Genomic DNA, 4,515 nt, shown 5'->3' on the forward strand with positions numbered 1-4,515 from the left:
TTGCCGGGCTTCATTTCGTGGTCTTCGCCATGCTTATGCTCGTGCATGCAGTGCCAGTACTTCAAAGTTCATAACACGGTCTAACGCGGGTGTCGACCCAGTCGCGAGCCCAACGTGTCGAGTGCTGCAGCGCCTGCTCCTCATTCATGAAGTAATCGAGCGAATAGAAGCGGTATCGGCGATTACCATGCTCGCTATCGGTACGTTCGAGCAGCAGATTGGATGAAAAACTACCGTCGGGCAAGCGATGCGCCGAGGGTTGGACGGCATAGCCGTTGTAATGCTGAATAGGTTCGTTTTTCATTGTAATTTTGATGGTGTCGGAGTCCGCGAATGTCGCGCGGAGTGGACGTGCTGTTGTAGCCGTGGAAAACTACGGCAAAGCAGCCCGAGCGCGAAAAAGTGCGTTGACGCTATCTGGGCAGACCAGGATGCAACGACGTGTATGGCGATTGCGACTGGCAGGCTGCCGAACAGACAGACTCAGATCGGAAGGCTCGCACCATTGAGGAGGCAAAGCTTCGCGAGTTGTCGTGGCCACCCGACGTCCATCAACGGACGCCGGGCGCTTCAGGCAACGTTACAGCGGCTTGATATTAGCCGCTTGCAGACCCTTCGGCCCCTTCTTGGTTTCGAAGCTCACCTTCTGGTTTTCAGCCAGTGTCTTGAAGCCGTCGCCCGTGATTTCGGAAAAGTGAGCGAACAGGTCGTCGCCGCCCTTGTCCGGTGTGATAAAGCCAAAGCCTTTGCTGTCGTTGAACCACTTAACGATACCGGTTTCCATGAAGAATAATCCTTGAATTAAAAATACGGAGATGTGCCCAGTTAACGAGCGGGTGAAGCGTCAAGGAGGGAGAGGACAACGAATATCGCTGAGTAGCGAACAATTGATGAACAGCAATCGAACTTCTTGAACTTCAGACCGTAGACTAACTGCCGCACATCGACAGCGTCAATCGTTATCTTGTAACTGTTTCAGCAGGCTTCGACCAGCCGACACATTCCCAACCGCGAACCAGAACAAGGCGCGCGCGATACTGCGCACGTCTCTCTACGCTGAGTCACTGAGGGTGCTCAGCTTGGTAGATGACAACGTCCCACAACGACGCGACACAGGTCCGGGGAAGGTAGCCTCGCCCCCACTGCGACTGGTGCCTCGCTGGATGCGCGAAAGACGCTGGGACCATCATCCGAAACATACGCACAGCCACTCCTGCGCCCAGTTCTTTGCATGGGCGATCGCGTCTTCGCGCGCATCGAAGCCTGCAAGGTCACCGCTCAGATGAATGTCGTACTCACTGCCGTCCGCGCGGCTTGTGCTGATCCGGGCATGCGCCACGTATTCGCCGTCGGCTCGACGCGGCGTGGGATCGATGGTGAAGCGTGTGGAGTTAAAGCGCATCTGTTTATATCTCTCGCGAGGTTGCCGCGACCATCTGGAAGCGGCGGCATACTAATAATAAAAGGTCCATCATGCGTTCAGAAGCGCCATGATCTGGCTCGCCTCGCCGTCAGACTCGCAGCTCGCCATGCCGTCTTCGCGTAGCAGAGCCCGGATGGACATGAACATCATCAACGCATCCGCATTCACCTCATGACGGCCGTCGCGGACGACGCTTTCCAGTTCGGCACATACGTCGACCGGCAAGAACCGCTCAACAATGCCAGAACGATCGCGCCTGATCCGATCCAGCAGGTCACTCCTGGTCACTACAATCCTCCTGGGCGACCGGCAGTCGAGGCCGCAAAGGGCGTCCGTCCGGTGCGAGAAGAGTGCTGCCCTTCGTCAAGACGTCAAATCGAAGACGTTCGTGCCTATGGGCAGGTTTCGATAAGGTGTTCCGCATACGCAATTGATGCACGCCACGCATCGCCGGCGTTCCGGAAGGGCGCGCACAGAGATCCTGGATATGTGGCTTCGCGATGCCTCCCCTGCGCCGCCCGGCTCCTGAATACACACGGCAGCATCGAACCCTTCGTCGTAGTTGCGTGCACGCCCCGGCTCGGTGGCGGGATGCGGAAAGACCAGCGGATAAATTTCCGGCCCTCGACAGAGGCGAAGAGCCGTTGACATGGATACCTTTGAGGCCGCATATACGCGGCAGAACACGGAAAGAGAGGTGCGAGCATCTGAAGCATGTCTCGCAGGAGTGGGAGCATTCTCGCAGGAGTGGGAGCATTCGGCCGCGATAAAAGTCAGCAGTCCCGGTTTCAATTCCAGAGCTGACCCAGCATTCTCATCGGGGAACGACCGTATCGCCATCAGTGCTCGCCATGCTACGCCCTTCGTACGATTTGTACAGCGAAAGTTCCTGTTTTCACCCACGCCATCCAACGTTCTCAACAACGTCGGTGCGCAAAGAAACCCGAGGGCCAGGCTCCTGACGTCGACTCAGCTCTTTCACCCGTCGCATTCACGTCGCACGGTCGCCGGGTAAGCCTGCCAATATCAGCCAATGCGAAGGTAGGCGGCGTGCTGTATCTCAAGCCCGAGCGCTCCAGGAAACGGATTGCGGGGGCCGATCTTCCAACGCTTCGAAAAATCCGGCTGATTCCGTTAGCGCCGACCGGCGCCAAGGGATCGTTGAGAGTCGGGCCGGCCGGGCTTCGAATACATGACAGATATCGATAACCGCGGCAAACAGACAGCAGTAATGCGCGTATAGTGGGATTCTGCGTCGTTAGCGGCGTGAACAGGGAGTAAAGATGGAAACCCAATCATGCGCGCCCTATCGTGGTTTCAGCATCGATCTGACGGTCACTTCCAATAACGTGATATCGATCGACGGGAAGGAGTACCGGTATTCCGTTTCCTGGTCTGTCCGTTCGTCTGGCACACACTCAACACCGATTGCGAGCCTCCCGGCCGAGGTGGACTTCATGACGCCTGACGAGGCTTTTTCATACGGCGAGACGCGCGCGCAAGTCTTCATTGACGGTTGCCTGGTCTCGGAGCGTCACTGATGACTGATGAGCCGCACTCGCGTTATCTGAGCTTCGATACTGCACCTACGCACAGCCAAAGCCGCTCAGGCCAGCCATTTCTGTAACAGCCAGCAAGCTTGCAAATCCGGTTCAATAGGTCCTGCTGCCTGAATTGGATAACTTGTGTTCTGTTCTTGGCCGGCAGCAACGGCCGTTACGTGTCGGCAGAAGTTCCGCCGGCACACGGTGCAATAAAAGGGGCTGTGTCGCAGTAAGCGTCGGGTATCATGCGCCCTGACAATGCGAACGATCGGACGCTTGATGACGACTCTGAATCCAGCCTTGGCACGGGTGCTCAAGCGGTTGCACTATCCGCTCGACGTGATGCTGACGTCGTGCGCTGGTATGTGGCCTATCCGCTGAGCCTTCGACACCTGGAAGAGATGATGGCGGAGCGCGGAATCTCGGTCGACCATTCAACAGTGCACCGTTGGGCCATCAAGGTGTTGCCGGTCCTGGAGAAGGCCTTTCGCCGCCACAAGAAAGCCGTCGGTCGGAGCTGGCGAATGGATGAAACGCATATCAAGGTCCGAGGCCAGTGGAAATATTTGTACCGCGCAATCGACAAGGAGGGTAACACGGTTGATTTTCTACTACGTGCCCATCGTGACAAGGCCGCGGCGCGGCGTTACTTCGAAAAGTCAATCGAGCAAAACGGCGAACCCGAGACGGTGACAATCGATAAAAGCGGTGCGAACCTGGCCGCGCTGGATGCTCTCAACGCGGAACGGGAAACACCGATCAAGATTCGCCAGAACAAGTATCTGAACAATGTCGTCGAGCAGGATCATCGGGCGATCAAGCGACGCACGCGGGCTATGCTCGGCTTCAAGAATTTTAGTTGCGCCCGGATCCTGTTGAGCGGCATCGAGCTCATGCACATGATCGCCAAGGGCCAAATGCAAGACCGTGGCATCGGATACACCCGCGCCCAGCAGTTTTACTCACTGGCAACATAAGCCGTCCTACTTATACTGCCGTTTGTTCGCCATCTTGCCCTTACCGCGACAAAACCGGAGTTCCTGCCCTTCGGGCAGGGGCGCGCCCCTTCGGATGTTTTTTAGCAGGTCACGCTCCAGTTTCACTTCGGCCAGTTCCTTTCGGACGCAGGCAAGCTCGGCTTCCAGTTCCGTCTTTGGCTTCTGGTCTTGACCGACGTTCTCAAGCTTGCCGGCCTTTGCAGCACGCACCCAGTTCGCCTGCGTCTTCAGCGGAATCGACAACCGCCGTGCCGCCTCCGATGGCCCCACACCTTCCGTCAACGCGAGCTTGACGGCCTCATCACGAAAGTCCTTCGTATAGACCGCGCTTGGAATTCGATTCATCTATGCCTCCGTTTCCCTATTTTACGAAACGTTGGCATCCATTTTTTTCAGCCGACCTCATAGGTTCCCACGGCCCCGATAGCACGGGCAGGATTGGGCTATGACATGGTGGGCCAACCTATGTGCATTATGCGATGGGAGCGGATCGACTGGCGACGGTGTCGGCGCGCCGGCGCCAGGCCGACGGGCCGACAGGTGGCCCATC

Annotated in this window: 6 protein-coding genes and 1 pseudogene; 2 read left to right on the forward strand and 5 right to left on the reverse strand. The window is 57.2% G+C overall.

Translation table 11 applies throughout. From position 1 onward, the window contains the following. Positions 1 to 61: 61 nt before the first annotated feature. The 4 genes from J8I87_RS43365 to J8I87_RS43380 form a co-directional block, all read right to left on the reverse strand. Positions 62 to 304, reverse strand: coding sequence for a hypothetical protein (locus J8I87_RS43365; RefSeq protein ID WP_209938753.1), 243 nt, complete (start codon positions 302 to 304; stop codon positions 62 to 64). Positions 305 to 580: 276 nt separating this feature from the next. Continuing rightward, positions 581 to 784, reverse strand: coding sequence for a cold-shock protein (locus J8I87_RS43370; protein ID WP_054925770.1), 204 nt, complete (start codon positions 782 to 784; stop codon positions 581 to 583). Positions 785 to 1,186: 402 nt separating this feature from the next. After that, positions 1,187 to 1,402, reverse strand: coding sequence for a hypothetical protein (locus tag J8I87_RS43375; RefSeq protein ID WP_209938754.1), 216 nt, complete (start codon positions 1,400 to 1,402; stop codon positions 1,187 to 1,189). A gap of 69 nt (positions 1,403 to 1,471) precedes the next feature. Further along, positions 1,472 to 1,711 (reverse strand): hypothetical protein, encoded by a 240-nt coding sequence (locus tag J8I87_RS43380; protein ID WP_209938755.1) that lies wholly within the window; start codon positions 1,709 to 1,711, stop codon positions 1,472 to 1,474. Positions 1,712 to 2,706: 995 nt separating this feature from the next. On the opposite strand from J8I87_RS43380, the gene J8I87_RS43385 reads away from it, so the two are divergent. Then, positions 2,707 to 2,964 carry a hypothetical protein gene (locus tag J8I87_RS43385; RefSeq protein WP_209938757.1) on the forward strand — a complete coding sequence of 86 codons (258 nt, stop codon included), beginning with the start codon at positions 2,707 to 2,709 and terminating at the stop codon, positions 2,962 to 2,964. 282 nt (positions 2,965 to 3,246) lie between these two features. Further along, a protein-coding gene (locus J8I87_RS43390; protein WP_245254615.1) for an IS6 family transposase occupies positions 3,247 to 3,944 on the forward strand; the annotation gives its coding sequence in 2 pieces (ribosomal slippage) (positions 3,247 to 3,319 and positions 3,319 to 3,944; 699 coding nt in all). Between the two features lie 90 nt (positions 3,945 to 4,034). Here the strand turns inward: J8I87_RS43390 and J8I87_RS43395 are convergent. Further along, positions 4,035 to 4,310: pseudogene (locus J8I87_RS43395) on the reverse strand (transposase); the annotation flags it as partial. Between the last annotated feature and the right edge of the window lie 205 nt (positions 4,311 to 4,515).

Origin of the sequence: Paraburkholderia sp. LEh10 (genome assembly GCF_017814945.1) — a bacterium.
In the GTDB taxonomy this organism is placed as follows: Bacteria; Pseudomonadota; Gammaproteobacteria; order Burkholderiales; family Burkholderiaceae; genus Paraburkholderia.

Coding starts and splice junctions, on each gene's coding strand:
- J8I87_RS43365 (WP_209938753.1), bottom strand. CDS start 304: ATGAAAAACGAACCTATTCAGCATTACAACGGCTATGCCGTCCAACCC.
- J8I87_RS43370 (WP_054925770.1), bottom strand. CDS start 784: ATGGAAACCGGTATCGTTAAGTGGTTCAACGACAGCAAAGGCTTTGGC.
- J8I87_RS43375 (WP_209938754.1), bottom strand. CDS start 1,402: ATGCGCTTTAACTCCACACGCTTCACCATCGATCCCACGCCGCGTCGA.
- J8I87_RS43385 (WP_209938757.1), top strand. CDS start 2,707: ATGGAAACCCAATCATGCGCGCCCTATCGTGGTTTCAGCATCGATCTG.